This is a genomic window from Agromyces indicus (assembly GCF_031432295.1).
Taxonomy (GTDB): Bacteria; Actinomycetota; Actinomycetes; order Actinomycetales; family Microbacteriaceae; genus Agromyces; species Agromyces indicus.
The window spans coordinates 468958-491317 of sequence record NZ_JAVKGS010000002.1 but is presented as its reverse complement, the minus strand read 5'-3'; the positions used below and the strand labels follow the sequence as shown (position 1 = coordinate 491317).

Annotated in this window: 25 protein-coding genes and 2 tRNA genes; 13 read left to right on the top strand and 14 right to left on the bottom strand. The window is 71.2% G+C overall.

The window, feature by feature from the left end:
- Positions 1 to 77: 77 nt before the first annotated feature.
- Genes RH861_RS08590 through dut form a run of 3 tightly spaced genes read right to left on the bottom strand, consistent with a single transcriptional unit; the run spans position 78 to position 1932 of the window.
- Positions 78 to 860 (bottom strand): DUF3159 domain-containing protein, encoded by a 783-nt coding sequence (locus RH861_RS08590; RefSeq protein ID WP_310520650.1) that lies wholly within the window; start codon positions 858 to 860, stop codon positions 78 to 80.
- Positions 857 to 1477, bottom strand: a complete 621-nt coding sequence (locus RH861_RS08585; protein WP_310520649.1) for a DUF3710 domain-containing protein — start codon at positions 1475 to 1477, stop codon at positions 857 to 859. The genes RH861_RS08590 and RH861_RS08585 overlap by 4 nt, the downstream gene beginning before the upstream one ends.
- On the bottom strand, positions 1474 to 1932 hold the full coding sequence (dut, locus tag RH861_RS08580) for a dUTP diphosphatase (protein ID WP_067947177.1): 459 nt from the start codon (positions 1930 to 1932) through the stop codon (positions 1474 to 1476). The genes RH861_RS08585 and dut overlap by 4 nt, the downstream gene beginning before the upstream one ends.
- A 38-nt stretch (positions 1933 to 1970) precedes the next feature.
- Between dut and RH861_RS08575 the strand changes: the two genes are divergently transcribed.
- Complete coding sequence (locus tag RH861_RS08575; RefSeq protein ID WP_067947175.1) at positions 1971 to 2435, top strand: DUF3093 domain-containing protein; 465 nt, start codon at positions 1971 to 1973, stop codon at positions 2433 to 2435.
- On the opposite strand, the gene RH861_RS08570 is transcribed toward RH861_RS08575, so the two are convergent.
- Positions 2432 to 2725: a DUF4193 domain-containing protein gene (locus RH861_RS08570; RefSeq protein ID WP_067947173.1), complete on the bottom strand. Its 294-nt coding sequence runs from the start codon at positions 2723 to 2725 to the stop codon at positions 2432 to 2434. The genes RH861_RS08575 and RH861_RS08570 overlap by 4 nt on opposite strands.
- Positions 2726 to 2919: 194 nt before the next feature.
- Between RH861_RS08570 and sepH the strand changes: the two genes are divergently transcribed.
- Together sepH and RH861_RS08560 are read left to right on the top strand one after the other, a co-directional pair.
- Positions 2920 to 4029 (top strand): septation protein SepH, encoded by a 1110-nt coding sequence (sepH, locus tag RH861_RS08565; RefSeq protein ID WP_310520648.1) that lies wholly within the window; start codon positions 2920 to 2922, stop codon positions 4027 to 4029.
- 96 nt (positions 4030 to 4125) lie between these two features.
- The gene (locus tag RH861_RS08560; RefSeq protein WP_067947401.1) at positions 4126 to 4410 is read left to right on the top strand and encodes a hypothetical protein; all 285 of its coding nucleotides are present in this window, start codon (positions 4126 to 4128) and stop codon (positions 4408 to 4410) included.
- A 35-nt stretch (positions 4411 to 4445) separates the two neighbouring features.
- Here RH861_RS08560 and clpX read toward each other — a convergent pair whose 3' ends face one another.
- The 6 genes from clpX to RH861_RS08530 form a co-directional block, all read right to left on the bottom strand.
- A complete protein-coding gene (gene clpX / locus RH861_RS08555; protein WP_067947170.1) occupies positions 4446 to 5723 on the bottom strand; it encodes an ATP-dependent Clp protease ATP-binding subunit ClpX in 1278 nt (425 codons plus the stop codon).
- A 138-nt stretch (positions 5724 to 5861) separates the two neighbouring features.
- Entirely contained in the window at positions 5862 to 6530 is a 669-nt protein-coding gene (locus RH861_RS08550; RefSeq protein WP_067947168.1) for an ATP-dependent Clp protease proteolytic subunit, read from the bottom strand.
- Positions 6531 to 6547: 17 nt separating this feature from the next.
- The gene (locus RH861_RS08545) at positions 6548 to 7153 is read right to left on the bottom strand and encodes an ATP-dependent Clp protease proteolytic subunit (protein ID WP_067947166.1); all 606 of its coding nucleotides are present in this window, start codon (positions 7151 to 7153) and stop codon (positions 6548 to 6550) included.
- Positions 7154 to 7258: 105 nt separating this feature from the next.
- Positions 7259 to 7765, bottom strand: coding sequence for a tetratricopeptide repeat protein (locus tag RH861_RS08540; RefSeq protein WP_310520647.1), 507 nt, complete (start codon positions 7763 to 7765; stop codon positions 7259 to 7261).
- A gap of 81 nt (positions 7766 to 7846) precedes the next feature.
- Positions 7847 to 9319 carry a trigger factor gene (gene tig, locus RH861_RS08535; RefSeq protein WP_310520646.1) on the bottom strand — a complete coding sequence of 491 codons (1473 nt, stop codon included), beginning with the start codon at positions 9317 to 9319 and terminating at the stop codon, positions 7847 to 7849.
- A 51-nt stretch (positions 9320 to 9370) separates the two neighbouring features.
- Positions 9371 to 9445: transfer RNA gene (locus RH861_RS08530), tRNA-Pro, on the bottom strand.
- Positions 9446 to 9636: 191 nt separating this feature from the next.
- On the opposite strand from RH861_RS08530, the gene RH861_RS08525 reads away from it, so the two are divergent.
- The 3 genes from RH861_RS08525 (at position 9637) to RH861_RS08515 (ending at position 13973) form a co-directional block, all read left to right on the top strand.
- Positions 9637 to 13410 carry an SCO7613 C-terminal domain-containing membrane protein gene (locus RH861_RS08525; protein WP_310520645.1) on the top strand — a complete coding sequence of 1258 codons (3774 nt, stop codon included), beginning with the start codon at positions 9637 to 9639 and terminating at the stop codon, positions 13408 to 13410.
- Between the two features lie 70 nt (positions 13411 to 13480).
- Positions 13481 to 13554 (top strand) — tRNA-Gly (locus tag RH861_RS08520).
- 137 nt (positions 13555 to 13691) lie between these two features.
- A complete protein-coding gene (locus tag RH861_RS08515; protein ID WP_310520644.1) occupies positions 13692 to 13973 on the top strand; it encodes a hypothetical protein in 282 nt (93 codons plus the stop codon).
- 31 nt (positions 13974 to 14004) lie between these two features.
- Here the strand turns inward: RH861_RS08515 and RH861_RS08510 are convergent, their stop codons facing one another.
- From RH861_RS08510 to RH861_RS08500, 3 genes are read right to left on the bottom strand one after another with little or no spacing between them, the layout of a single operon-like run.
- The gene (locus RH861_RS08510; protein ID WP_310520643.1) at positions 14005 to 14601 is read right to left on the bottom strand and encodes a type II toxin-antitoxin system VapC family toxin; all 597 of its coding nucleotides are present in this window, start codon (positions 14599 to 14601) and stop codon (positions 14005 to 14007) included.
- Between the two features lie 6 nt (positions 14602 to 14607).
- Positions 14608 to 14757, bottom strand: coding sequence for a hypothetical protein (locus RH861_RS08505; protein ID WP_310520642.1), 150 nt, complete (start codon positions 14755 to 14757; stop codon positions 14608 to 14610).
- Positions 14758 to 14802: 45 nt separating this feature from the next.
- Positions 14803 to 16026 carry a site-specific integrase gene (locus tag RH861_RS08500; RefSeq protein ID WP_310520641.1) on the bottom strand — a complete coding sequence of 408 codons (1224 nt, stop codon included), beginning with the start codon at positions 16024 to 16026 and terminating at the stop codon, positions 14803 to 14805.
- A gap of 186 nt (positions 16027 to 16212) precedes the next feature.
- Here RH861_RS08500 and RH861_RS08495 point away from each other — a divergent pair, with 186 nt between their 5' ends.
- The 7 genes from RH861_RS08495 to RH861_RS08470 all read left to right on the top strand — a co-directional run bounded on the left by RH861_RS08495 (position 16213) and on the right by RH861_RS08470 (position 21687).
- Positions 16213 to 16548, top strand: a complete 336-nt coding sequence (locus tag RH861_RS08495; protein WP_310520640.1) for a MerR family transcriptional regulator — start codon at positions 16213 to 16215, stop codon at positions 16546 to 16548.
- Positions 16549 to 16568: 20 nt separating this feature from the next.
- The gene (locus RH861_RS08490; protein WP_310520639.1) at positions 16569 to 16709 is read left to right on the top strand and encodes a hypothetical protein; all 141 of its coding nucleotides are present in this window, start codon (positions 16569 to 16571) and stop codon (positions 16707 to 16709) included.
- Entirely contained in the window at positions 16706 to 17443 is a 738-nt protein-coding gene (locus RH861_RS16355) for a helix-turn-helix domain-containing protein (protein WP_374760966.1), read from the top strand. The genes RH861_RS08490 and RH861_RS16355 overlap by 4 nt, the downstream gene beginning before the upstream one ends.
- A complete protein-coding gene (locus RH861_RS08485; RefSeq protein WP_310520638.1) occupies positions 17440 to 17886 on the top strand; it encodes a helix-turn-helix domain-containing protein in 447 nt (148 codons plus the stop codon). The genes RH861_RS16355 and RH861_RS08485 overlap by 4 nt, the downstream gene beginning before the upstream one ends.
- Positions 17887 to 18526: 640 nt before the next feature.
- On the top strand, positions 18527 to 19213 hold the full coding sequence (locus tag RH861_RS08480) for a hypothetical protein (RefSeq protein WP_310520637.1): 687 nt from the start codon (positions 18527 to 18529) through the stop codon (positions 19211 to 19213).
- Positions 19214 to 20412: 1199 nt separating this feature from the next.
- A complete protein-coding gene (locus tag RH861_RS08475) occupies positions 20413 to 20919 on the top strand; it encodes a Dps family protein (protein WP_310520636.1) in 507 nt (168 codons plus the stop codon).
- A gap of 57 nt (positions 20920 to 20976) precedes the next feature.
- On the top strand, positions 20977 to 21687 hold the full coding sequence (locus RH861_RS08470) for a hypothetical protein (RefSeq protein WP_310520635.1): 711 nt from the start codon (positions 20977 to 20979) through the stop codon (positions 21685 to 21687).
- Positions 21688 to 21691: 4 nt separating this feature from the next.
- Here the strand turns inward: RH861_RS08470 and RH861_RS08465 are convergent, their stop codons facing one another.
- A complete protein-coding gene (locus RH861_RS08465) occupies positions 21692 to 22357 on the bottom strand; it encodes a response regulator transcription factor (protein WP_082847324.1) in 666 nt (221 codons plus the stop codon).
- Between the last annotated feature and the right edge of the window lie 3 nt (positions 22358 to 22360).

Here is a 22360-nt window from a genome sequence, read left to right as displayed (position 1 = left end):
AAGGCTAGTGCAGCGCCCCGCCTGCCGACAGGCTCACTCCGGCATCCGGAAATTATCTTGATATCGAGATAACTCTATCACTCCGCGGGCGCGGTCCGCGTCGGGTACACCGCCCGGACGACCAACCACGAGAAGACGAGCAGCAGCGCGTACAGCGGCACGCCCATGAGCAGCCGGGTGGCGCCGAGCGCCTCGACGTTGCCGGCGAAGTAGAACGGGACCTGCACCACGAGGCGCGCGACGAACATGCCGAGCCACACGACGGTCAGCAGCTGCATGGCGCGATAGGTCCGCCGCCGCCGGCGCCACGCCGTGCCGTCGCCCATGAGGAAGCCGACCACGAGGCCGACGAGCGGCCAGCGCACGAGCAGCGAGACCAGGATCGCGACCGCGTAGGCCGCGTTCGTGTAGAAGCCGATGACGTAGTTGTCCTCGGCGCGCCCGGTCCACAGCGCCAGCGCAGCGGATGCCGCGACGCCGATCAGGCCCGCGATGGCCTGGGTGGGCTGCGTCCGGGCCACGAGCCGCGCGACCGTGAAGACGACGGCGAGGCCGAGCGACGCCACGAGCGCCCACACGAGCTCGCGCGTGAAGGTGTAGGTGACGAGGAAGACCAGGCCGGGCAGGATCGCCTCGGCGAGGCCGCGCACGCCGCCGAGCGCGCCGATCAGGTCGGCCGGGGTCAGCGTCTCGTCGCGCGCGATCCGGCCCAGGCCCGACCGCTCGGCCGCGGCCGCGAACTGGCGCGCGAGGTCGTCGGCCGGGGCGCCCTCGCGCTCGGCCGGCGCCGGACCGCCCTCGTCGGCCGCGGGGGCGGACTCGCGCTCAGGCGGGTTCGCGTCCGGATCGTGCGAGGTCACGCGCCGGGACCGCCCGACGACGGCGCGGGCATGCGCAGCGGGATCAGGTCGCGCGGGGGCATCGGGGTGTCGCCGCGGACGACGACGATCGAGCGGAAGAGATCCTCGACCTTCGCCGCCGCCGCCGGATTGGTGGCCGCCTCGCCGGCGATCACGCCGCGGAGGAACCAACGCGGGCCGTCGACGCCGATGAAGCGCGCGAGCCGCATCTGGCCGGCCTGCCCGTCGGCCGTCGTGACGGGGATCTGCGCGAGGAGCTCGGGACCGAACGACCCCTCGCGGACCGTGGTCGTGCCGCCCTGCCGGGCGATCTGCTCGGCGATCTGGTCGCGGATCTCGTGCCAGAGCCCGCTCGATCGCGGTGCCGCGAACGGCTGGACCTGGAGGGTCGAGTTGGCGTAGTCGAGGCCGACGGCGACCACGCGCTTGCTGCCCTCCTCGACCTCGAGCCGGAGGTGCAGGCCCTCGCGGGGCAGCACCTTGACGCCGCCGAGGTCGACGTACGGGCGGACCGGATTGGCCTCCGACTCGTCGAGGGGGCCGTTCGCGGCCCGATCGGCGGGGGCCGACTTGGGCTGGTCGACCGGGAAGTCGTCGATGTTCTCGATGTCGCTCACGCGTGTGCTCCTGACTGGTTCGCCCCGAATCCGGTGGACCCGAATCCCCCCTCGCCGCGGAGGCTGCCGGGCAGCTTCTCGACCTCCACGAACCGCGCCCGGCTGACGGGCATCACGACGAGCTGGGCGATGCGGTCGCCCGGCTCGATGCGGTACGCCTCGCGGGCGTCGGTGTTCAACAGTGCGACCTTGATCTCGCCCCGGTATCCGGCGTCGACGGTCCCGGGCGCGTTCACGATCGTGATGCCGTGCTTGAAGGCCAGGCCCGAACGGGGCACCACGAACGCGACGTAGCCGTCGGGCAGCGCGATCGCCACTCCGGTGCCGACCGTCGCGCGCTCTCCTGGTTCGAGCACCACCGCCTCGGCGGCGTGGAGGTCGGCTCCCGCATCGCCCGGGTGGGCGTAGGCGGGGACGCGGTCGGCCGTGATCAGCACATCGACGGAATCGGTCACCGTTCGAGGGTAGTGCAGAAGTCTGGTCTGATAGATCCATGCCCGAGTACCGCGAACGGCTGTGGCCGACGCCCTGGATCTACCTCATCAGCCTCCTGCTCATCCCCTCGAGCATCCTCGTGCTCGCCCCGGTGTCGGTGCCCGCGGGCGTGGTGACGGGCCTGCTGATGTACGCGGCGGTGGCCGGGTCGCTGACCCTCACGGCGCCGGTGGTCGAGGTGTCCGGCGGCGAGTTCCGCGCCGGTCGTGCGCGCGTCCCGATCGAGGACGTCGGCACCGCGGTCCCGGCGGTCGGCGAGGACGCCCGGGTCGAACGCGGCACCGGCCTCGACGCGCGCGCCCACCTCGTCATCCGCGGTTGGATCCGCGACGTGGTCCGGGTGCCGATCACGGATGCCGCGGACCCGGCGCCGTACTGGCTCGTCTCGACGCGTCACCCGAACGAACTGGCCGCCGCGATCAACGGATCGCGGCGGCCAGGAGTCGGTGAGGAGCGGGCCTAGGCGGCGCACTCCTGGCAGATGGGCCCGAGCTTGGTCTCGTGGTCCATCTGCGAGCGGTGCTTGACCAGGAAGCAGTTCACGCACGTGAACTCGTCGGCCTGCGGCGGCAGCACGACCACGTCCAGCTCGACGTCGGACAGGTCGGCGCCCGCGAGGTCGAAGCTGCCGGGGTTGTCGGCGTCCTCGACGTCGACGGCGCTCGACATCTTGTCGGGCACGCGCTCCTTGAGGGCCTCGATCGACTCGGAGTCGTCTTCGGTCTTCCGTGGCGCGTCGTAGTCCGTTGCCATTCCCATCCTTTTTTCCGGTGCCGAGGGTTCGGCCGCCATAGTCTGCATCAATTCGATGCCGTTGGCAAACCCTCCCGGAGTCGCGTTCGCCCCGGTTGCAGGCACAACTCGCGGCGCGCCCGCCGTATTCCCGGGCGCCGGGCCGAGGCGTGGCATCCTTGGGCGGAGACGAAGGCACGGAAAGGCTTCTCGCGATGCAGGAACTGAAGGTGATCGGTGTCGAAGACGGCGCCCTCGTCGCAGCCTCAGAAGACGGGGCGCGATTCCGGATCGAGGTCGACGAGGTGCTCCAGTCGCGCATCCGCCAGGCCATCCCCGAGGCCCACACGGGCCCGAAGCTGTCGCCCCGCGAGGTCCAGGCGCACATCCGCTCGGGCCTCTCCGCCGAGGAGGTCGCGGAACTCACCGGCGCCTCGGTCGACTACATCCGCCGGTTCGAGGGTCCGGTGATCGCCGAGCGCGAGCACATGGTGACCTCTGCGCTGGCCGTCCCGATCCACGTCCCCGGCGAGGCCGAGGCCGACGAGCCGGCATCCTTCGGCAGCATGGTGCGCGAGCGCCTCGCCGGCCTCGGTGCGCACGGCGAGCGCTGGGCGAGCTGGAAGGACGAGGAGCACGGCTGGATGGTGAAGCTCGAGTTCACCGCCGATGGCATCGACCACGACGCCCGCTGGTCGTTCGAGCCGCGGAAGCAGGCACTGCACCCGCAGAACGCGGACGCCGCGACGCTGTCCAAGCACGGTGAGGTCCGTGGCGGGATGATCCCGCGCCTGCGGGCGGTCTCGGCCGACGACGAGTCGTCGCGATTCGACAGCGGCGCGTTCACGTTCGAATCGTCGGACACCGCCGACGACGACACCGCGCCGCAGCCCGAGGTCGCCGTTCAGCGGCAGCCGGCGGGGTCCTCCAGCGCGGTCGTGAGGGCGGCGATCAAGCGCGCCGACGAGCCCGCTCCCCCGACCGGCGAGACCGCGGACCTGCTCGAGGCCCTCCGGCGCCGGCGCGGCGAACGCGAGTCCCTCTCCGGCGCGACCGAGCGGATGCCGCAGCCGGCGCCCTTCGCTCCGACCGTGACGGTCACGGCGCAGCCCGACCCGCCCTCGACCCCGGCACCGATCGCTCCCGAGGCGGCCTCGGCGGAACCGGATGCCTCGCACGACGACGAGAGTCGAGCGGGCGCGGCCGCGCGCGCCCTGTGGGGCGGCAAGGCGTCGTCGGCTCCTCGCGCCAAGAAGGGTCGCGCGTCGATGCCCAGCTGGGATGAGATCGTCTTCGGCGCCCGGACGGACGACGACCTCGCCTGACCGGAACGCCGACCGGTCGACCTCGGTCGACCGGTGCCGTCGCGCCCGAACGCTGCTAGGATTCGAACACAGTTTCGAATTACGGCGGAGGGCGCCATGCGACGCACGGTCGAACCGGCGGAGGTCTGGACGGGGCCATCGGGCGCGCCCGAGCGGCTGGTGTGGCGGGCACGCCGGTACCGCGTGAGCGACACGCCCACGCCCCTGGTGGGTCCGGCCGACTGGTGGCATCCGTTCGACGGCCACGACGTCGCCCCCGGCCGCGCGCCGCTCGCGATCACCGGCTGGCGGTTCCAGGCGAGCGCCGACGACGGCGAGACCCACGTCTTCGACGTCGGCCACGACGGTCGCCACTGGCAGGTGTTCCGCGTCTTCGACTGACGGCGGCCGCCGGTGGCGGCGCGCCGGCTGCGCGGCTAGGCCGACTTCTCGGCGCGGCGCGGCTTCGAGGGAACGATCGTCGGCGCGGCGTTGTCGATGACCGTCTCCTTCGTGACGACCACTCGCGCGACCCCGGTGGTGGAGGGCACCTCGAACATGATGGGCCCCAGCACCTCCTCCATGATCGCGCGGAGTCCACGGGCGCCGGTCTGGCGGAGCACGGCGAGGTCGGCGATCGCCTCGAGCGCGGCGTGCTCGAACTCGAGCTGGACCCCGTCGAGTTCGAACATGCGCTGGTACTGGCGCACGAGGGCGTTTTTGGGTTCGGTGAGGATCTCCATGAGCGCCGTGCGGTCGAGCGGCGTCACCGTGGCGACCACGGGGAGACGGCCGATGAACTCCGGGATCAGGCCGAACTTGTGCAGGTCCTCCGGGAGCACCTCGCTGAACAGCTCGGCTTCATCCTGCTTGGAGTGCAGCGGGGCGCCGAAGCCGATGCCGCGCTTGCCGGCCCGCGACGAGATGATGTCCTCGAGTCCGGCGAACGCGCCGGCGACGATGAACAGCACGTTCGTCGTGTCGATCTGGATGAACTCCTGGTGGGGGTGCTTGCGCCCGCCCTGCGGCGGCACGGATGCCACGGTGCCCTCGAGGATCTTCAGCAGCGCCTGCTGCACGCCCTCGCCCGACACATCGCGCGTGATGGACGGGTTCTCGGCCTTCCGCGCGATCTTGTCGACCTCGTCGATGTAGATGATGCCCGTCTCGGCCCGCTTGACGTCGTAGTCCGCGGCTTGGATGAGCTTCAGGAGGATGTTCTCGACGTCTTCGCCGACGTAGCCGGCCTCGGTCAGCGCCGTGGCATCCGCGACCGCGAAGGGGACATTCAGCTGCTTGGCCAGGGTCTGCGCGAGGTACGTTTTGCCGCAGCCGGTCGGGCCGATGAGCAGGATGTTGGACTTCGCGATCTCGACGTCGTCGTGCGCCCGATCGGCGGAGGCGATCGCCGCCTTGGCCCGAACGCGCTTGTAGTGGTTGTACACCGCCACCGCGAGCGCACGCTTCGCGGCCTCCTGGCCGATGACGTACTCCTCGAGGAAGGCGAAGATCTCCTTGGGCTTGGGCAGTTCGAACTCGCCCGACTCCGCCTCGCCCGCCTCGGCGAGCCGCTCCTCGATGATCTCGTTGCAGAGCTCGACGCACTCGTCGCAGATGTACACGCCGGGACCGGCGATCAACTGCTGCACCTGCTTCTGGCTCTTTCCGCAGAAGGAGCACTTCAGCAGGTCAGCACTCTCCCCGATCCGTGCCATCGTTTCCTCCCTCGAAACGCGTCTGCTCCGAGCCTAGCCCGACGGAAGCCGGGCGGGGCCGATCCGCCACGGTTTGGCGGAAACGTGACGAACGAGGGGCGGATGCGGCATCCGCACCCGCCCCTCGGACGTCGTCGATCAGCGCGCGAGTGCCGGCAGCGTCTTGCGCGACGTGAGCACCTGGTCGATGAGGCCGTACTCCTGGGCCTCGGCTGCGGACAGGATCTTGTCGCGGTCGATGTCGGCGTTCACCTGCTCCATGGTGCGGTTGGAGTGCTTCGACAGCGTCTCCTCCAACCAGGTGCGCATGCGCAGGATCTCAGCCGCCTGGATCTCGATGTCGGACGCCTGGCCGTGCCCGGCCTCGCCCATCGCCGGCTGGTGGATCAGGACGCGCGCGTTCGGCAGTGCGAGGCGTCGGCCCGGGGTGCCGGCCGCGGCGATCACGGCCGCGGCCGAGGCGGCCTGGCCGAGCACCACCGTCTGGATCTGCGGACGGATGTACTGCATCGTGTCGTAGATCGCGGTCATCGCCGTGAACGAGCCACCGGGCGAGTTGATGTACATCATGATGTCGCGGTCCGGGTCCATCGACTCGAGCACGAGCAGCTGCGCCATGATGTCGTCGGCCGACGCGTCGTCGACCTGGACACCGAGGAAGATGATGCGGTCCTCGAAGAGCTTCGCGTACGGGTCCTGTCGCTTGTAGCCGTAGGCCGTGCGCTCCTCGAAGCTCGGCAGGATGTAGCGCGAGCCGGGGGCCTGGACGCCGCTGAACGCGGTGCCGCCGAAAGCGGGGATGTTCATTCGCTGTTCTCTCTTCCTCAGGCCTTGGTGTCCTCGAAGCCGGGCTGCGTGCCGCCACCGCCCGAGACGTCGAGCGCGGACTCGCGGATGTGGTCGACGAAGCCGTACTCGAGGGCCTCCTGCGCGTTGAACCACCGGTCGCGGTCGCCGTCGCGGTTGATCTGCTCGACCGACTTGCCGGTCTGCGCGGCGGTGATCTCGGCGAGGCGCTTCTTCATGTCGAGGATGAGCTGCGCCTGCGTCTGGATGTCGCTCGCGGTGCCGCCGAAGCCGCCGTGCGGCTGGTGCAGCAGCACGCGCGCGTTCGGCGTGATGTACCGCTTGCCCTTGGTGCCCGCGGTGAGCAGGAGCTGCCCCATCGAGGCCGCCATGCCGATGCCGACCGTGACGATGTCGTTCGGGACGAACTGCATCGTGTCGTAGATGGCCATGCCCGCCGTGATCGACCCGCCGGGCGAGTTGATGTAGAGGTAGATGTCCTTGTTCGGATCCTCTGCGGCGAGGAGCAGCAGCTTCGCGGCGATCTCGTTCGCGTTGTCGTCGCGCACCTCCGAGCCGAGCCAGATGATGCGGTCCTTCAGCAGTCGATCGAACACACTGGGCTGCAGTGTCGGTTCGGCCATGGATTTCGCTCCGTTTCGTTCGTGCGTTGTCTCGAATCTATCCGGTGCAACACGCGCGAACCGGGCTGTTCGCCGTCGGCGGATGCCGCGTCGCGACGACGGGCATCACGGCGTCGTGGTGTCGTCCTCCGGTGCGGGCGCGAGGAGCTCCCGAGCGTACGCGTCGACCGCGCGGCGGTACTGCGTGAGGTGCGGGGCGAGGGCGATGAGGGCGACGGATGCCGCGGCATCCGTTCGACCCGACGACGCGAGCGCGAGCGCACGGAACGCCTCGACCGCGTCGGCGAGGTCGCCCGCATCGTCGCGGACGCCGTCGAGGAGCGCCAGCGCCTCGTCCGCACGTCCGAGGTTGCGAACGGTCGACGCGAGCTGGACGTGCGCCTCGACGCGAGCCCGACCCGACAGTCCGAGTTCGAGGGCCCGGCGGTAGCGCGGTTCCGCCTCCGCCTCGAGCCCGGCCGAGTCGCGTGCGCCCGCGGCCTCGAAGGGACCGCGGGGGTCGTCCGCCGGGAGTTCGGCCACGAGCAGGTCGATGCGCTCGATCACGGCCTGATCATCGAGGTCGGACGCCGCCGCCCACACGGCATCCACCCGACGCTGCCATTCGTCCATGCTCCTCCTCCTCCGGAGACGACGGACGGGGCCGGGCATGGGTGCCCGGCCCCGTCGCGTGCTCGCTCGGGTCGTCGCCGACTACTCGGCGTCGGCCTGCTTCGCGGTGCGCTTGCGCGCCGGCTTCTCCTCGGCGTCGGCCTCCTCGGCGGGCGCCTCGTCGGCCTCGGCGGCCTTCTTGGTGGAGCGCTTCTTGGCGGGCTTCGCCTCCTCGGCGGGCGCCTCCTCGGCGGGCGCCTCCGACGCGGCCTCGTCGCCCTCGGCCTCGTTCTCGTCGACGACGGCGGTGAACTCGGAGAGGTCGACCGCGTTGCCCGCGGCATCCTTCACCGTCACCTTGCCGAGCGCGATGGCGAGCGCCTTGTTGCGGGCGACCTCGCCGACCATGGCGGGGATCTGGCCGTTCTGGCTGAGGATCTGCACGAACTCGTTCGGGTCCATGCCGTACTGCGCGGCGCCCTGCACGAGGTACTGGGTGAGCTCCTCCTGGCTGACCTGGACCTTCTCCTGCTCGGCGATCGCGTCGAGGACGATCTGGGTCTTGAACGCCTTCGTGCTGGACTCGGTGACCTCGGCGCGGTGCTCGTCGTCCTCGAGGCGACCCTCGGACTCGAGGTGGCGGTGCACCTCGTCCTCGATGACGCTGTCGGCGACGGGCACGTCGACCAGCTCGAGGAGCTTGTCGACGAGGAGGTCGCGGGCCTGGCTGCCCTGCCCGAACGACTTGTTCTTCGCGACCTGCTCCTTGAGACTCGCGGTGAGCTCGTCGAGCGTGTCGAACTCGCTGGCGATCTGCGCGAAGTCGTCGTCGGCCTCGGGGAGCTCGCGCTCCTTGACGGCCGTGACGCTCACGGTGATCTCGGCGGTCTCGCCCTGGTGGTCGCCGCCGAGCAGCTTCGACTCGAACGTCGTGGTCTCGCCCGCGGTGAGCGAGTCGAGCGCCTCGTCGATGCCCTCGAGCAGCTCGCCCGAGCCGAGCTCGTACGAGACGCCGCTGGCCGTGTCGACCTCGGTGCCGTCGATCGTCGCGACCAGGTCGAGCGTGACGAAGTCGCCGGTCTTCGCCGGGCGGTCGACGGTGATGAGGGTGCCGAAGCGGCTGCGGAGACGCTCGAGCTCCTCGGTGACCTCGTCGTCGCCGACCTCGACCGAGTCGACGGTCAGCTCGAGGCCCTGGTAGTCGGGCAGCTCGATCTCGGGACGGACGTCGACCTCGATCGCGAGCAGCAGGTCGCCGGAGAAGTCCTTCTCGTTCGGCCACTCGACGATGTCGGCCGAGGGGCGGCCGAGGGGGCGGAGCTCGTGCTCGTTCACCGCGGCGCGGTAGAAGCCGTCGAGGCCCTCGTTGACCGCGTGCTCGAGCACAGCGGCCTTGCCGACCCGCTGGTCGATGATGGGCGGCGGCACCTTGCCCTTGCGGAAGCCGGGCACGGCGATCTGCTCGGCGATGTGCTCGTAGGCGTGGGCGATGCTGGGCTTCAGCTCCTCGGGCGTCACCGAGATGGTGAGCTTGGCGCGCGTCGGGCTCAGCTTCTCAACCGAAGTGGTCGGCATGGGGAAGTTTCTCCTGTTTGGTGGAAGTTCGTGTCGAGCCGGTGCGACTCGTCGGGGCGACAGGATTCGAACCTGCGACCTCCCGCTCCCAAAGCGGGCGCTCTAGCCAAGCTGAGCTACGCCCCGAGCCGTCGGCTTGACTCGTCGTCCGCCCGGGTCGGCATGCCGGAGCACGTCGAAGTGGGGATGGACGCCGGAAAGTCTACTGCACGAGCCGCCGCCCGCCCTGACGACGACTCCTCCGGCGGCGCCCTGTGGACAACGGACTCGGTGTGGACACCGACGACGGAGGCGGGCCGGCGTGCCAGAGTGAGCGCATGCCCCATCAGACGCATCCCGCGGCGTCCGACGTGCGACGCTGGCCGAGCGACCCCGCCATGCTCGTCGACACCACCCGCTGCCCCTCCTGCTTCTCGCAGCTGTTCCGGACCGTGTGCGACACGTGCGGCCTGCGGCTCGACGTCCCGCTCGCCGCCGAGGCGCTCGCGGCAGGCGCCCGCGTGCGGGACGCCGAGGCGGAGCGGCAGGTCGTCCTCAGCCGGATGCGCGCGCAGCAGGCCGCGGCCGCCGCGCGGCCCGTGCCGCCTCCCCCGCCCGCCGTAGCGGCGCCGGTCGTCGACGCCGTCCCGGCGCCGCTCGCTCCCCCGCTGCCGCCGGCCGCGCCGCCGCTCCAGCCGGTGTCGCACCCACCGGCCACGGCGCCGCAGGTCGCGCCGCCGCAGGGCGAGACGCCGCTGCGTGCCCGGCGCTCCGGGGTGCAGGTCCTCCTGCTCACGCTCGGCGTGGTGCTCCTGTCCGTCGCGGCCGTCGTGTTCCTGCTGGTCGCCTACCTCATCGCCACGCTCGAGGTCCGGTCGGTCGTGATCGCGGTCGCGAGCGTGCCCGTCCTCGGCGTCGCCTGGCTGCTCCGCGCACGCGGCCTGCCCGGCACGGCCGAGGGCGTGGCGGCGCTGGCCGTCGTGCTGCTCATCCTGGATGTCTGGATCGTGCAGGCGAACGACCTGTTCCTGAGCGACCGCGTCGACGCGCCCGGATACTGGGGCACCGCCCTGCTCGTCCTCGCGGCGCTGCTCGCCGCGGCGCGGCTCGTCACGGCCGTCCGCGTGACCGGGATCGCGGCGGCGGTCCTCGCGCCGACCGGCCTCGGCATCTTCATGTACGGCATCGCGCCGCGGGGCGAGTCCGCCACGGGCGTGTGGCTCGGCGGGCTGGCGGTGCTCCTCGCGGGAGCGGCCGCACGCTTCGGCCGCGCCTCCATCGAGCGCACGCTCCTCGTCTCCGCGGGGCTCGTCGGCGGTGCCACCGCGCTCGTCGCCGCCCCATGGGCCCTCGGCGGCACGGAATGGGGGGCGACGTGGGCGCTGGCCGGCGTCGCCGGCGGCTGGCTCGTCATGCTGGTGGCGCTCCGGGCCCGCTCGACGGATGCCTGGCCCCGTCTGGCACCGCTCGCGGCTGCCCTCGCGGGGATCGCGGCGGCTGCCGCCCCGGCCCTGGGTGCCGCCATCGAGCTCGACGAGCGCGACGCCCTGTGGGCGGCGCCGACCTCCGCGGCGGTGATCGCGTGCCTCGCCGCGGCCGCAGCGCGGCTCCGGGCCTCCTGGTTCCGCGACGGGTTCACCGCGTTCGTGGCGAGCGGGACGACCGCGATGGTCGCGGCGGTGCCGGCGCTGCTCGTCACGGCGCTCGCGGGGGCATCGCTCGCGACCGTGCCGTTCCGGGCGTGGACGCTCGACGCCACCGCCCCCCGACCCGGCGACGACGGACTGATCGGCGAACTCGACCGCGTGGCGACGGGTGCCGTGCTGGCGCCCGCGGCGCTCGGCGTCGCCGCGGCGATCGCCTTCCTGCTGCTCGGTCGCCTCCGTCGGCTCGGAGCCGTCCCGGCGGCGCTCCTCGGCACCGCTGCGGTGGCCGCCGCCCTGACGGCCCCGACGCCGCTCGCCATCGCGGCGCTGCTCGTCGGGACCGCTCTCGTGGCGCTCGCGCTGGCAGCGGTCGGACTCCTCCGCCGCGTGCCCGGCGCGGTGTCGGTGCTCGCGGTGTTCGGCATGGGGTCGGCGGTCGCGGCGTGGGCGCTGTCGCACGGGAGCGCCGGACTGTGGTGGTGGGTCGTGCCGGTGGTCCTCGGACTCGCGATCGCCGGCAGGATGCTCACGCGGCGCATCTGGTCGTCGGCGTCGCGGCCGCTCGCCGTCGGGCACGCCGCCGCCGCTGCGGCGATCGTCGCGCTCGCGGGCTTCAGCCTCCCCGCGTGGAGCGCCGCGGCCGGGTCCGCGCTCGCATCGCCCTGGGACCGCGGTGCGTTCGTCGGCGGGCTCGTCGCAGCACTGGCCCTCGCAGGGGTGGCGGCGGTGCGGCCACTCGGGCGCGGCGATCGTTCGGCGATCGCCGTTCCGCTGCTGGCGGCCGCACTGGTCGGCTCCCTGGCGGCCGCGAGCTCGACGATCGCATCCCGGTTCGCCGTACCCGACCTCGATGCGCTCCCGCTCGGCGACGTGGTCGGATGGGTTCCCGCGACCGCCCTCGTGCTCGTCGGCCTGCTCTGGCTGCGATCGCCGGTTCCCGGCCTCCGGATGGCCTTCGCGGCAGCCACGCCGATCGCGCTCGGTCTTGCGGGCGCATCGGTCGTCGCCGCCTACGGCTCCGCGGCGTCGGTGGTCCACGGCGTCGCCGGCGCAGCCCTGCTCGCGGCGGGCCTCGCGCACGTCCTCCTTCCGAATGCCTCCGGGGTGCGCGCCGCGTGGGCATCGGCGATCGGACCGGTGGCGATCGTCGCGTTCACCGCGACCTTCCTCCCCCCGTCCGCACCGGAGCAGACCTGGCTCGCGCTGCTCATCCTCACTCCGCTTCCGATGCTGATCGCCGCCCTCTGGGGCGATCCGGTCGGGGGCGACTCGCCAGCGCGTCACCTGTCATGGCTGAGCCTGCCGTTGGCCGTGGGTGCGGTCTGGACGCGGTTCGCCGCCGACGGCGTCCGGGACGTCGAGGCGTACACCCTGCCGCTGGCCGTGGGCCTCGGCGTGGCCGGCGCGCTGCTCATGTGGCGCCGGCCCGCCGGCGCGACCACCGCGGTCGGACGCACCGCGGTGCTCGGCGCCGCCGCCGTGATCGCCGTGCTCCCGAGCATCTCGGCCGCGAGCGGGTCGGAGCTGCGCGCGCTGCTCCTCGTCTCGATCGGTACGGTGGTGCTCCTGGCGGGACTCGCGCTGCCGGACGCCGTGCGGGGCGTTCCCCTGCGGCTGCTCGTCGTGACTGCCGGATGGGCCGCCGTGACCGGCGGTGCGGTCGTCCGCGGGACCGCCATCGCGACCGGTGCGTCCGGGGCCCTCGTCCCCGAGGTCTGGTCTGCGGCGGCGCTCGCCGTCGGCGCGATCGCCGCGTTCGCGTGGTCGCGGACCGAGCCGCGACCCACCACGCTCGCGGAGTGGGGACTCGCCGCATCCGTGACCCTCGCCTCCGTGCCGACGTTCGCCGCCATCCTCGACGACGACCTGCCCGATCTGCGGGCCGGCCTGCTCCTCGCGTCGCTCGCGGCGGTGCACGTGGCGTCCGTCGCCGTGCGCACGAAACCCCTGTCCGGACCCATCCTCCGGTGGACCACGCTCGGCGTCCTCGTGCTCGGCGCGCTCGTCGTCATCGCCGCGAGCACGGTGGACCCGTTCGACCTCGTGACGGTCCCGGTCGGACTCGGGCTCATCGCCGCCGGTGCGATCGACCTGACGCGCCGACCCGGACTCGGCAGCTGGCCCGCGCTCGGACCCGGTCTCGCCGTGGTGCTCCTCCCGGCCCTGCTCGCCGACTGGACCGATCCGCAGCTCTGGCGCGTGGTCGGACTCGGCGTCGCGGCGGTCGCCGCCGTGGTCGTCGGCACCGTGCTCCGGTTGCAGGCCCCCGTCCTCCTGGGCGGTGCGGTGCTCCTCGTGCACGCCCTCACGCAGCTCTGGCCGTGGATCAGCGCGCTGTACGAAGCGGTCTGGTGGTGGCTGTGGCTCGGGCTCGCGGGCGCCCTGCTCGTCGTGATCGCCGCGACCTACGAACGGCAGGTGCGCCTCGCTCGCGGCGCCGCGCGGACGATCGCCGCACTCCGCTAGCGCGGAGCGGCCGGCGCGGGACGACGGTCATCGTGTACTACGATGATCGGGTGCCCGCGAGCGGGCGCTCGGGGATGTAGCTCAATGGTAGAGCCTCAGTCTTCCAAACTGATGGTGCGGGTTCGATTCCCGTCATCCCCTCCACAGAATCATCCCCAGGTCAGACCGGGAATCCCGCACGGGCTAACGTGGGCCTCTCACGTGCTCACCAACCGTTCGTGCCAGCCACGTGCCAGTAGCACCGTTGCGAGCCCTCTCCAGCGCGTCATAGCGTGCATGGAGTGAGCACCGATACGCCCGCCTCCGAGCCCACCACCGCGACAGTCGCGCGCGCCGAATCCGGATGGGTACTACGCGTCTACGGTGCCGACATGGGCGTCATCTCAGAGACGCCCCTCGCGTGGGGCGGAGTCGCCTTCTACCAGGACGGACTGGACGCCGTGGCTCGTGCCCACGCGATCCCGGACGGGTTCGCATACCAAGGGGCTTCGGCGTGGGACCGAAACCCGGACGGCTCATACTCCGCCGTGCTCCACCGCATCGACCCCCGGTTCAGTACGTGATCTCTCCTGGCCCGTGCCACCACGTGGTGAGTCACCGCCCGCCGCGATGACGACGGCATGAGCGGACCCGCGAAGAATCCACCAGCAGAGGCAGGTCTACGGCCGGGACGCGGCCGAATCCAGCGTCCGTCGTTACCAGCGCCCCTGCACCTACGTACTGCGCAGTGAGGGAGTGCGCGGCGTCGTATGAGGCGAGCCCGTGCGCGGCCATGTGGCGGGGAACATCGTCCGCGACCTCGTGCAACTCCACGCAGGCATGAGGGAGAGTGGTCAGCAGCGCGTCCCACTCGTTCCTGAGCGATTTCGCGAGCCGACCCGCTCGCCTCCTCACGCGCCCATCGTTCCTCATACGAGGCCAACCGGCCTTGCCGTGTTGCTCAATGACAGCGATCTTGAACGCGACTTCCGCGAACTCAATCTCTAGGAGGCGGTTGTAGTAGACGACGACCTCGTCGTTCACGAGCCTGAGCATGAAGGCGCGCGCAACGGGATGAAGCGGGGCGGTGCTCACGAGCGCCTCGATCACGAAGGACGTATCCAGCGCGACTTCGGACGGGATGATTAGCGCCGGGTCCTCAAATGATCGGACCTCCCGGACGAGCGCCGGGCGTCCCCGCGTGGGGCTCAACGCCGCCTATCGTGTCGAGACGCGGCCGGAGGAGGCCGAGACGGAAGTCTTCGTCTTGCTCATGGCGCGCGATGCGACCTGGACGCGCTTGCCCTTCGCGACGGTGGCCTTCACCACGCGCGACTGCTTCGCCGCTTCCCCCAGACGCTTTGCCATGTCTCGATGGTATCCGAGCGGGGGCCTCTGACGGTAGAGGGGCGACTATCGCTCTACGACTACCCCCAGGCTGAGCACGCCCTGGAGCCCCGTCCCCCGCTCCGTGCTCTCCGGGCGCTTCGTGACACGAGTCTGGAATGCCGCCCCGGCGAGCGCATCCATCCGATCCGCCACGAGCACGCCACGCTCCTCCGCCACGTGCTGATACGTCATCGCCGCCGCTGTGGTGCGGTGTCCGGCGCGTGCCATGAGTTCCCGCGTCGTCGCCCCCGCCTGCGCGGCGAGGGTGAGCCCCGCGTGCCGCACATCGTGCACGTGAAACTGGGGATGCCCGGCCGCCTTGCGCGCTTTCGCCCACGCCTGCTGGATGCCAGTGTGCGTGAGCGCCGTACCGTCCGGCCGGGTGAACATGGGCGACTTGGGGAACCCGGTCGTGCGGGCCAGGTGGTCCTCGATCATTGCGGCGAGGGTGCCGGGGAGTGCGACGACGCGCTCCTCCCCGGTCTTGGTCGGCGTCACCGTGGGCACGCCGCGCACGATGGCGACCTGACGCTCTACGCGGAGCATCCCATTGGCGTAGTCGCCGCGCTCCAGGGCGACGAGTTCACCGAGGCGCAGGTGCCCGCCGAACATGGCCTGCATGGGCAGGTGGTAGCGCTCGGGCATCCGGTCCACGATGGCGGAGAGCACGTCGGGTGCCATGTAGGGCCGCTCGGGGGCGGACGCGATCCCTGCCCCCTTGATCTGGCAGGGGTTGGACGGGATCAGACCGTCCGTCACTGCCGTGGCGAGGATGGAGCGGAGGAGGGCGTAGGCCTGCCGCACGGCCGTCTCCCCGGTGCCGCCACGCGCTTTCGAGGACGTCTGGAGCCCCTTCCGCGTCCGTGAGTACCAGGAGCGAACGACGGGCGGCGTGATGGCGCTGAGCGGCATGGTGGCGAGGGGCTCCAGGTGCCGGTGCAGGAGGTCCTCGTAGAGCACGCGCGTCCGGGGCGCGAGTTTGCCCCGTGAACCACCGTTCGCTACCCACTCCTCGGCGTACGGCCCGAAGGGCGCGGACCCGGCACGGTGGTCCCGATAGGTGCCACGCATCCGGTCGGCTCGGACCCCGGCGATGTGGTCGAGGGCGTCACGCTTCGTCGTGAAGGTGCTCGGCGCGGTCATGGCGCGCCCGGCCGGGTCGGGGTACCGCGCCTGCCACCGTCCTGAGGGCAACTTTCTGACGCTCCCGAATGATGCCCGATTGACCTTCTGGTTTCGCTCGCTCATCGGGTTCTCCTCGGTCGCGGGGCGGTGACAGAGTGTCACTTTTCACCTCTGATCTGCGGTTCTTGTCCAAGCATACCCCGAGCAATCATGTATGTTTGAGTGCAACGGAGGGCCGGGCGCCCTCCGCCACTACAGGGCCAGGAGCCCGGTGGACCAAACGAACCGTTTGCGACCCCGGAGGCTCTCATGCCCGATCTTTCCCGCACCGTCCAGCGCGCGGCGCTCCTGAACGCGCTCCGCACCTTCCCCGTTCCGACCATCTCGGTGGACGACTACGCCCTCCTCTGCGGCATCTCCCGGCCCAAGGCGTACGAGAACGTCCGTGAGGGCCGCGTCGCCGTGTGGCGCGATGGCCGCAAGGTCCAGGTCGTCACCGCCCCGCTGCTGGAGGCGCTCGGCTACCCGCTCACTCCTCCCGGCCCTCTTGCCGATGGTCAGGCGAGCGAGTCGTCCATCGTCGGGGCGTACGCCTCGGCGCTCGGCTCCTCGACGGATGACGTGCTCGCCCTCTCCGGGCGCTGAGTCGGACGAGGGTGACCCTGATGACCGACACGCAGCACGCCGACCGCTGCACCGCGCGGATGCCCGACCCGTTCCCCGCCATGCTCGCGGCGCTCGACCGCTTCGACGCCCACCTGGCCGAGTTCGAGCGCGCCGCTGGGGAGGAGGCGCGCGCATCATGACCGATGCCCGAAACGGCTTCGCGCGCATCCCGGACTGGCTCTATCGGGAGGCGGTGCCCGCGCTCGCGCTCACGCCGCGCGAGGTCGCCGTGTTCGTCGTGCTCGTGGGCCGCGCTGACACGGATGGGGTGTGCTGGCCGTCGCAGGACCTCATCGCCCATGAGGCGGGGATGCGTAGCCGCCGATCCGTTCGCGACGCGCTGGACGTGCTCGCGCGTGTCGGGCTCATCACCGTGACAAAGGGCGTCGGGCGCCAGGGCACGCGCTACCGCGTGATGCCGAAGCCGTCGCTCCCGGACGTGCCGCCGTTCGTGATTGAGCCCCGCAGGAATGGGTCACATTCGACCCCATTCCAGGCGGTCGAGTCCTCCGAGGAATGGGGTCCTGAAGACCCATCAGGCTCGGAGGAATGGGTACGAAAAGACCCATGGAATGGGGTCTCAAAGACCCCCGAAGTAGACACAAAAAGTAGACCCAATGAAGTAGACACAATCTCCCCCCGCCCCGCTCCGCGGGGCACCCCCCAGGGGGCGGAGGCCGATGACGTGAACGCGGATGGTCAGGCTCGACTCTCGGCCCTCCTCCCAGCGCTCAGCGTGCCGGATGAGCAGAGACGACAGCCACCGGCCCCGACCTCACGTGCTCGCGCATCGACCGCGCATGGGCACACCTTCGACCCCGTATCCGGCTATTGCGGGTGCGGCCACCGTAACGACCGAGAGGAGGCGTCTTGAACGCCACCACCCCTGACCCCGACGAGTACCTGCTGGGGGACCTGCCCCGCCCGAAGCCACGACGACAGACGACGGTGAAGCGGGCCGAGCGTGCCACGCGCAAGCAGGAGGCCCTCAGAATGCGCGTCGCTGGCGTCACGCCCGACGCCATCGCCGCCGCGATGAAGGTTCACCCCTCCACCGTCTACGCCTGGATCAGGGACGCCCTCGCAGCGGTCCCGCGTGAGGAGGCCGAGGAACTGCGCCTGCTCGAACTCGACCGGCTAGACGCGCTCATGCGTGCCGTCTGGGCTGACGCCATGGCGGGCGACACGAAGGCCATCGACGCCGTGCTCCGGATCATGGCGCGACGTGCGAGCCTCCTCAACCTCGACGCCGCCCCCACGGCCGGGCTGGAAGCGGTCGGGACCCTCCTCGACCGCCTCGTCGGTGGGGAGGGCTGAGGGATGGTCTACTCCAGCCCCCGACCCGATGCCGTAGTTGTGGCTCGCCGCCGCGCGAAGGCAGCGTTCGACCCCTATCGGCGTGCTCTCTCCGGGCTCCCCGAGTCCGTGTGCGTCGCGATCACCGCATACACGGGCGCGCTCTCAGCCGAAGCCGCGGCGCAGCGCACACGCGCCGTCCGCGCAGAGGCCGCGCTGGAGGGGCTCCGAGCCGAGAGGGGGCGGCGATGACTGCACGCACCTACGGCAGCGTTCACGAAGCGCTCCGCCGCGAACGAGGCTCCGCGGTCGGGAAGCCATGCGCGGCCCCGGACTGTGGCCGTCCCGCCAACGGCTGGGGCCTCGTGAGACGGCCGACGACGTTCGGCGCGAAGGCCGGGAGGGTGCTCGGGTTCTCCACCAACCTTGACGCCTACGCGCCCCTCTGCGCCTCCCACAATGCCCAGCGTGACCACGGCGGCAACTGGCTCTACTGCCCTCGCGGGCACTTCCGCTCCGTCTGGGGGACCACGAACGGCGGTCACTGTCGCGGGTGTCGCCGGGAGTGGAGCCGCGAGTACAACGCACGACAGAAGTCCCGCCGCCTGGCGGGGGCCACGCCCACACCGGGCACCATCACCGAACAGAACGGAGGCCAGTCGTGATCGACACGGCCAGCAACATCAACCTCGTCACCACCGCCCTCAAGGAGGCGCTCGCCCTCACCCGGCTCCAGGACCGGAACCTCACCCCTGAGGGCATCCAGGCACGGCAGCGGCACGAGTGGCGCGGCATCCAGGCGCGGCTCACCGCCGCCCTGCCCGCCGAGCCCACGCTCCCGGACCGTCAGCCCGTCCTCGACGCGCTCGCCCCGCACACGGCCGACCAGATCGCCCGCGTGCAGCATGGGCAGACGAAGGTGGCCGCGCTCCTCGCCGCGGACCGCACCCTCCCCGAGGTCATCGCCACCGCAGACCGTGACCGGCTCGCTACCATCCTCGACGGGCTGGAGACGCTCCCCGACGTGCTGGAGAGCCGCGACCCCGGCTCCGTGACCGCCGCCCTGGAGAGCATGATCTGGGATCGGCTCGTGGAGGTGGACGAGGACGCCAAGAAGGTCGCTGCTGCCGAGGCCGCCACCCTTCCCGCCCGCGCGTGGCGCACCATCCTGGAGGGCGTCGCCACGACCGGCGAGGTTCCCTTCGACGGGCTCGCGCTCCTCCACCAGGCCGACCCGGCTGCGTTCGAACTGCTCGTGGACGGTACCGCGCAGGCCGCGCCCGCCCCCGAGTCCGGGAGCATCCCCAGGCTGCTCGAGTCCCTGGAGCAGGTGAGCGTGACCGTCTGACGCACCATCCGACCGTCGAGAGGCGGGCCGGCCGAACCGGGTTGGTCCGCCCCTCCCGTCTCGCCAGCCTGCAATAGCCAGGAGGAGGCGAATCTGGCCAGGCTCACGGAGTCGGGATCGTGCCTCCAGCGGCCACGCCTCGTCGGTCTTCCACGGGTGGTCGGCGGTGAACGTCTGCCATGGGCCGTAAGTCGTCCGCACGTTCGGGTGGTCCCCGAACTGTGGCTCCTTCTCAGGCTCACGCGATACCCACGTCACCGCCGCGCGACCGCGCTCGTATTGCTTCACCCTCGACATGCCTCTGCCATCGGCGGGCACGTTGAACATCCAGTAGAGCCGGGAGAACGGCTCCAGCCTCACCGGCACGGGCGGGTCGAGGGTCCCCTCCTCGGTCATCCCTCTCCAGTCCATCCGGATGCCGAGAGGCTCGCCCGGCTCCGTGCTGCCGGAGACCCGGAGCGGCCCACCCTCACCGGGAAACTCCCAGTACACGTCGATGATCTGCGTGCCCACGTCGCCCGTGTTCGTGACCTGGACCTCTAGCGTCCACGTGTCCGACTCCACGCTCCCATCGGAGTGCTGTTCACGCATGCGCCCCCAGTCTCCGGTCACCGTGAGCCGGGGACGACCCCACCGGTAGTGCCTCACGATCTGCCAGACGAGGGAGTAGCCGCCGACGCCGAGCGCGAGGACGCTGACGATGAGGGCGGCGAGCGCGACCCCGAAGTTGGGTCCGTCGAACGATTCCGGAGGGACGGGCGCAGGGGTCATGCGACCCACCGTAGTGACGGACCGACACCCCACCCGGCAGCCATGCGCGCGACCGACGAGACCGCGCCTATGGATAGTCCTGTGGAGAGCGGGCGGAACGGCCGCATGCGGGTCGTTCCTCGGGTGCGCGGCAGGTCGCTCGTCGGAACTCGCATTCGTGCCAGAGTCGTGCCATTAGGGGGTGAAATGTGCCATAACTCGATGACACGGAGAGGCATGGAATGGGCCTAGCACCTGCGCGGTTCTGCGGGATTGCGGGGCTCAGCCTCCACTCTTTGACCTAACTTCCAAACTGATGGTGCGGGTTCGATTCCCGTCATCCCCTCCACAGTCCGTCAACCCCCTGCGAATCGGCGCCGTCCGCTGTGCCATCCGTCGCCCGTCGGCGTAGCGTGGACCGCGAACGTCATCGAGTGGAAGGGGACCACATGACCGACTCCAAGACGGCGCCCAAGAAGTCCGCCCCGCCCAAGGGCGGCGCCGACCCCGAGGTGGCCTCGGGCGTCTCGCAGTTCCTCACCCCGGTCGTGCACGAACTGACCGTGCTCGCCGTGAACGGCAAGCAGGCGCACTGGAACGTCCGCGGCCGCGACTTCCTCGAGGTGCACGAGTTCCTCGACACGGTCGTCGACCACGCGCAGGAGTGGGCCGACCTCGCCGCCGAGCGGGTCGTCGCGCTGGGGCTGCCGATCGACGCGCGGCTGTCCACCATCGCGAAGCAGACCGAGGCCGTGGATCCGAAGGCGGGCTTCAAGCAGTCCGACGAGACGATCGCCGACGTCGTCGCGCAGATCGACGTCGCCACGCAGAGGGTCAACGCCGCCATCGAGGGACTCGAGGATCTCGACCCGGCCAGCCAGGACGTCGCGATCGAGATCCGGCAGGGCCTCGACAAGGACCGCTGGTTCCTCGCCGCGCACACCAGCGTCGAGTAACGACCAGGCCCCGCACCGACACGTGCGCGGAACCGGGCCCGGGTGCAGAATGCCGGTATGGCGGATGCGCCCGGGCCCGACCCGTCTCCGCCGGCATCCGGCGCCGGACCGGACGGCGGCGGCCTCACCGATGCGCAGAAGTCGCTCCGAGCGCAGATGCTCGCGACCGAGCACTGGAGCCTCCTCGCGTCGCGCTCCACCACGCAGAGCGAGGTGCTCACGCGCATCGCGATCTTCCTCACGCTCGTGTCCGCTGGCCTGCTCGCACTCGGCCTCCTCGGGAACGCGACGAAGTTCCGCGGATGGTTCGGCGTCGCCGCCATCGGCATCCTGCTTCTGCTCGCCGTGCTCGGGTACATCACGCAGCTGCGCGCCTTCAACACCGCCACCGACGACCTCATGTACGTCATGGCGATGAACCGCCTGCGTGGCGCCTACCTGGACCTCGATCCCGGGCTCGAGCCCTACCTCGTCTCGTCGCCGAACGACGACCAGGCGGGTGCCGAGCGCACGTACTACGCGTACGGCGCGCGTCGGAGCCAGATCTTCGCGAGCTCGATGATGATCATCACCGTGGTCGAGGCTGCCGTGCTCGGGCTGCTCGGTGGAGCCGTCACGATCGCCCTCGGCGCCACGATCATCGCCGCAGTCGTGATCGGGCTCGTCATCGCGATGCTCGCGGTCGTCGGCTGGCTCATGTGGGGATACCGCATGTACCGCCGGATGCTCGACCGGCATGTGCCGCTCCGGCGCACCTCCGAGGACTGAGGCCTCAGCGCCGCAACCAGGCGAGCACCGCGAGCACGCGACGGTGGTCGGTGCCCGAGTCCTCGAGGCCGAGCTTCTGGAAGATCGACGTCACGTTCTTCTCGACCGCCCCGACGCCGATGAACAGCTGCGACGCGATCCCCGCGTTCGTCCGCCCCTCGGCCATGAGCTCGAGGACCTCGCGCTCGCGCGGGGTGAGCGAGGCGAGCGGGTCGCCGCGGCGGGCGAGCAGTTCGCGGACGACCTGCGGATCGAGCACCGTGCCGCCGTCCCGGATCCGCAGCACCGCGTCCTGCAGGTCCTCGAGGGAGGCGACGCGATCCTTCAGCAGGTACCCCATGCCGCCGTCGGCGGAGGCGAGCAGCTCGTGCGCGTACGTGCTCTCGACGTACTGGCTGAGCAGCAGTACCCCGAGTCGCGGCGCCCGTCGCCGCAACTCGATCGCCGCGCGGACGCCCTCGTCGCGGAAGGTCGGCGGCATGCGAACGTCCAGCACCGCGACCTCGGGTGCCGCCCGGTCGAGGTCGGCGAGCAGCGACTGGGCGTCGCCGTAGGCGCCGACCGTCTCGAACCCGGCCTCGTCGAACAGTCGCACGAGGCCCTCGCGGAGCAGCATCGAGTCCTCCGCGAGGACGATGCGCACGGGGGCGCCGGCAGCCTGGTCGGTCACCGT